The sequence below is a fragment of the Acidiphilium sp. 34-64-41 genome (genome assembly GCF_002282635.1).
GTDB classification, from domain to species: domain Bacteria; phylum Pseudomonadota; class Alphaproteobacteria; order Acetobacterales; family Acetobacteraceae; genus Acidiphilium; species Acidiphilium rubrum.
In genome coordinates this window covers 1-4,471 of sequence record NZ_NCJX01000145.1, presented here as the reverse complement: position 1 = coordinate 4,471, position 4,471 = coordinate 1, and the positions used below count along the sequence as shown (strand labels likewise).

Annotated in this window: 6 protein-coding genes; 3 read left to right on the top strand and 3 right to left on the bottom strand. The window is 59.6% G+C overall.

From position 1 onward, the window contains the following. From B7X49_RS18160 to B7X49_RS18150, 3 genes are all read right to left on the bottom strand, one after another. A partial coding sequence (locus B7X49_RS18160; RefSeq protein WP_286705338.1) for a hypothetical protein occupies positions 1-210 on the bottom strand: 210 nt, incomplete at its 3' end. Beyond that, positions 207-485, bottom strand: a complete 279-nt coding sequence (locus tag B7X49_RS18155; protein WP_286705337.1) for a hypothetical protein — start codon at positions 483-485, stop codon at positions 207-209. The genes B7X49_RS18160 and B7X49_RS18155, both read right to left, overlap by 4 nt. 29 nt (positions 486-514) lie before the next feature. Then, a complete protein-coding gene (locus tag B7X49_RS18150; RefSeq protein ID WP_408735588.1) occupies positions 515-1,672 on the bottom strand; it encodes an aminotransferase in 1,158 nt (385 codons plus the stop codon). 298 nt (positions 1,673-1,970) lie between these two features. On the opposite strand from B7X49_RS18150, the gene B7X49_RS18145 reads away from it, so the two are divergent. The 3 genes from B7X49_RS18145 (at position 1,971) to B7X49_RS18135 (ending at position 4,397) form a co-directional block, all read left to right on the top strand. Continuing rightward, on the top strand, positions 1,971-2,309 hold the full coding sequence (locus B7X49_RS18145) for a P-II family nitrogen regulator (protein ID WP_029311888.1): 339 nt from the start codon (positions 1,971-1,973) through the stop codon (positions 2,307-2,309). 62 nt (positions 2,310-2,371) lie between these two features. Beyond that, positions 2,372-3,805: a type I glutamate--ammonia ligase gene (gene glnA, locus B7X49_RS18140; RefSeq protein WP_029311887.1), complete on the top strand. Its 1,434-nt coding sequence runs from the start codon at positions 2,372-2,374 to the stop codon at positions 3,803-3,805. Positions 3,806-4,016: 211 nt separating this feature from the next. Continuing rightward, positions 4,017-4,397, top strand: a complete 381-nt coding sequence (locus tag B7X49_RS18135; RefSeq protein WP_286705335.1) for a GNAT family N-acetyltransferase — start codon at positions 4,017-4,019, stop codon at positions 4,395-4,397. The last annotated feature ends 74 nt before the right edge of the window (positions 4,398-4,471 follow it).

The following is a 4,471-nucleotide window of genomic DNA, read 5'->3' as shown; positions in this document are numbered from 1 at the left end:
AGGGCGAAGCGGCCGAGGAGTGAGATCGTCAGCGGGGTTGGGGCGGTGCGCACCAGGGGAGATAACCACGGTGGGCGGGGGGTGAGAAAGGAAGAAAGCGCTTCTTTTTTGAAAAAAAGAAGCAAAAAACTTTTGTTTGTCTGAGGCAAGGGCGATTTCACCGGCACGAGCCGAGATTAACAAAGTTTTTTTTGCTTCTTTTTTGTTCACAAAAAAGAAGATTCTTGCGTTTGCGTTAGTCTCGCTTGGCTTCCAGCGGCGGTGACGAGTTTTCGATCGGGTGTGAGCGGGGCGGCAAGATGCGGCAGCCGGTCGTCGAACGAGGCGTGCATGACCGCCGCGGCCATGTCCATATCGGCAAGGCGGAGTTGGCGGATGGCGGGGATTTTGGCCGGGCGCGGGTGGCCTATCCAGCGAAGCGGCGCCGACCTGACGGCAGCGAACGGCCCTAAAACAAACAAAAGTTTTTTGCTACTTTTTTTCAAAAAAGTAGCACTTCCTTAACTTTCTTACCCTATTCCGCTGCCTGTCGCGCGGCAAAATGCCGGCTGAGGCGATCGATCGCTTCGCGGAGCACGGTTTCGCGTTTGCAGAAGGCGAAGCGGGCGTAGTGGGTCGGCGCGTCAGCGGGATAGAAGGCGGAGACCGGAATGGCGGCGACGCCGGCGTGTTCGGTGATGTGGCGGCAGAAGGCGACATCGTCGCCTTCGAAGCCGAGGGGGGTGAAATCGGTCGTGATGAAGTAGGAGCCGGAACTCGGCAGCACGATGAATCCGATGTCGCGGAGGCCGGCGGCGAGGATGTCGCGTTTGGCGGCGAGGTCGGTGCCCATGGCAGCGAAATAGGCATCGTCCTTGGCGAGGCCGATGGCGACGGCGCGTTGCAAATTGGGCGGCGTGGTGAAGGTGAGGTTCTGGTGGGCGCGGGCGACCAGCGTGGCGAGGCGCGCGGGGGCGGTGACGTAGCCGATTTTCCAGCCGGTCAGGCTGAAGGTTTTACCGGCGCTGCCGATGCGCAGGCAGCGTTCGCGCATGCCGGGCAGGCTCATCAGGGGCGTATGTTTCAGACCATCGAAGATCAAATGTTCGTAGACCTCGTCGCACACGGCGTAGCAATCGTGCCGGGTCAGCAGGGCTGCGATGAACGCGAGGTCGTCGGCGGAGAAGACCTTGCCGGTCGGGTTCATTGGTGAATTCAGCAGCAGCAGTTTGGTTTTGGGGCCGAACGCGGCTTCGAGCTCGGCGCGCGGCAGCTGCCAGTCTGGCGGGTTCAGGCGGACCAGCCTGGCGGTGGCGCCGAGCATCCGCACGACGGGCAGATAGGTATCGTAGAGCGGTTCGATCAGTACGGCTTCGTCGCCGGGGTTGAGCAGTGCCATCAGACTCGCCGTGATCGCTTCGGTGGCACCGGAGGTGACGACCACTTCGGTCGCTGGATCAACGGTGATGCCGTAGAAACGCTGGTTGGCTGCGGCGACGGCTTCGCGCAGTTCGGCGACGCCGGTCAGCGGCGGGTATTGGTTGCGGCCATCGCGCAGGGCGGCGGCGGCGGCATCGATTACGTCCTGGGGTCCATCGGTATCGGGGAAACCCTGGCCGAGGTTGATCGCGCCGTGCTGGGTCGCGAGGGCGGACATGACCGTGAAGATCGTCGTGCCGATGGCGTCGAGCATGAGGTTGGGCGATTTCACGGTCTGGCTCCCTAGGCAATTTGTGTGCAGTATCGTGCGAGACGACGGAAGGGCAAGGGGTTTGGCGTGCGGCGTTCGTAAACTAGGCATGAACTGCACTTGTTTTGGGCACAGGCTATGCCGATCCCGTGAGCAACGCAACGATCCCTGGCGTCAGGTGTCGTTGGCACGGCATATGCATCGCAGTGTTGCCGGCCGGACAAGGGCCGGTGCGTGCATTTGCCCGCCGAGATAAACCAGCAACAAGGAGGGTGCCCGTCTCGGATCGGGCGTGAACCGGATGAAAAAAATCGAAGCGATTATCAAACCGTTCAAGCTGGACGAGGTGAAGGAAGCCTTGCACGAGGTTGGGCTTCAGGGCATCACCGTGTTGGAAGCCAAGGGTTTCGGCCGCCAGAAAGGTCATACCGAATTGTATCGCGGCGCTGAATATGTGGTGGATTTTCTGCCCAAGGTGAAGATCGAGGTGATCTGCGAGGACAGCGTCGCCGAGCGCGCGATCGAGGCGATCACCAATGCGGCCCGGACCGGGCGGATTGGCGATGGCAAGATTTTCGTCTCCACCATCGAAGATGTCATTCGCATTCGGACCGGCGAAAAGGGCGAAGCCGCGATTTGACAGTTTCCGTAACGGTGCCGCATCGTGCGGCATCATCAATCTGACCAGCAGTGAGGACCAAGATGGCGAAGAAGCCAGCCGGCAGCGGCGATGCAGTAGCAAAAGCGATCGCGATGATGAAGGAGAACGGGGCCGATTTCGTCGACCTGCGGTTCACCGATCCGCGTGGCAAGTGGCAGCACACGTCCCAGCATATTTCGACGATGGACGAGGACGCGTTTCGCGACGGCATCATGTTCGACGGGTCTTCGATCGCCGGTTGGAAGGCGATCAATGAATCCGACATGATCCTGATGCCGGACGCCGAGACCGCGGTGATGGACCCGTTCGCGGCCAAGCCGAGCATGATTTTGTTCTGTGATATCATCGAGCCCTCGACCGGTCTGGGCTATGCGCGCGACCCGCGCGGCACGGCCAAGCGGGTCGAGGCGTATCTGAAGTCGACCGGCATCGGCGATACCATCGTGGTCGGCGCCGAGGCTGAGTTTTTCGTGTTCGATTCGGTGAAGTTCGGCACCGGCGGCAATTTCGGCATGTACCAGATCGACAGCATGGAGGGTCCCGGCTCGTCGCTGAAGGATTATCCGGAAGGCAACATGGGGCATCGGCCTGGCATCAAGGGTGGGTATTTCCCGGTGCCGCCGGTCGATTCCGAGAGCGATCTGCGCGCGGAAATGCTGGCGACGATGGGCGAAATGGGCCTGCCGATCGAAAAGCATCACCACGAGGTGGCGCAGAGCCAGCACGAGCTGGGCACGCGGTTCGGCTCGCTGACCAAAATGGCCGACCAGATGCAGATTTATAAATACTGCGTCCACAACGTCGCGCATTCCTACGGCAAGACCGCGACGTTCATGCCCAAGCCGATTTATGGCGACAACGGATCGGGCATGCACACCCATCAGTCGATCTGGAAGAACGGCAAGCCGCTGTTCGCCGGCAACGGTTATGCCGATCTGTCGGAGATGTGCCTGTATTTCATCGGCGGCATCATCAAACACGCCAAGGCGATCAACGCGTTCACCAACCCCTCGACCAACAGCTACAAGCGGTTGATCCCCGGGTTCGAGGCGCCGGTGCTGCTGGCGTATTCGGCACGGAACCGCTCGGCCTCGTGCCGGATTCCCTACACCACCAATCCGAAGGCCAAGCGCGTGGAGGTGCGGTTCCCGGATGCCTCGGCCAACCCGTATCTGGCCTATTCGGCCATCGCGATGGCCGGGCTCGATGGCATCAAGAACAAGATCCACCCGGGCGACCCGATGGACAAGGATTTGTACGATCTGCCGCCGGAAGAGCTGAAAGGCATTCCGACCGTCTGCGGTTCGCTGCGTGAGGCGTTGGGCGCGCTCGCCGCCGATCACGACTTCCTGCTGGCCGGCGATGTGTTCAGCAAGGAACAGATCGAGAGCTATATCGAGCTGAAATGGTCGGAAGTGTACCGGTTCGAGCATACGCCGCATCCGGTTGAGTTCGAGATGTATTACTCGGTTTGAGGTTCAGGTCAGGCAAGACTTCTTTTTTGTAAAAAAGAAGCAAAAAACTTTTATTCGTTGGGTCGTCGTTGGTTTTACCTTCGGCGGCCTGATGGATAAAAGTTTTTTTGCTTGTTTTTTTTCAAAAAAAGAAGGCCTTGCTTTCTACGACTTGCCGTCAATCCTCGACGATTCGGCTTGTCAAATTTTATCAAACCGATATCGTCCCGTGATGACCGATACAATCGAAACCTCGATCGGTCCGGTCCTACGCCGCGCGACCGTGGCCGATGCCGATGTGATTGCCGCGGTGACCGATGCGGCCTATGCGAAATGGGTGCCGATCATCGGGCGCAAGCCGGTGCCGATGTTGGTGGATTATGTCGTCGCGGTGCGCGATCATCTGATCGACGTGCTTGAATCGGATGGCACGATCATTGCGCTGATCGAACTGGTGCCGGAGCCTGGCTGTCTTGTTGTCGAGAATATCGCGGTGCTGCCGGCGCATGCCGGTCGTGGCCATGGCAGGCGGTTGATGGCGCATGCGGACAGTGTTGCGGCGGACTATCGACTCGGCCGGGTGCGGCTTTATACCAACCTGCCTATCCAATGACCGCTTTGATCCAGTCTCGTTGTGTGATCGAAGCGATTTGTTTTGGCATCTGCATGAGCTTGTTCCAGGCGTTT

Coding starts and splice junctions, on each gene's coding strand:
- B7X49_RS18135 (WP_286705335.1), top strand. CDS start 4,017: ATGACCGATACAATCGAAACCTCGATCGGTCCGGTCCTACGCCGCGCG.
- B7X49_RS18150 (WP_408735588.1), bottom strand. CDS start 1,672: ATGCTCGACGCCATCGGCACGACGATCTTCACGGTCATGTCCGCCCTC.
- glnA (WP_029311887.1), top strand. CDS start 2,372: ATGGCGAAGAAGCCAGCCGGCAGCGGCGATGCAGTAGCAAAAGCGATC.
- B7X49_RS18145 (WP_029311888.1), top strand. CDS start 1,971: ATGAAAAAAATCGAAGCGATTATCAAACCGTTCAAGCTGGACGAGGTG.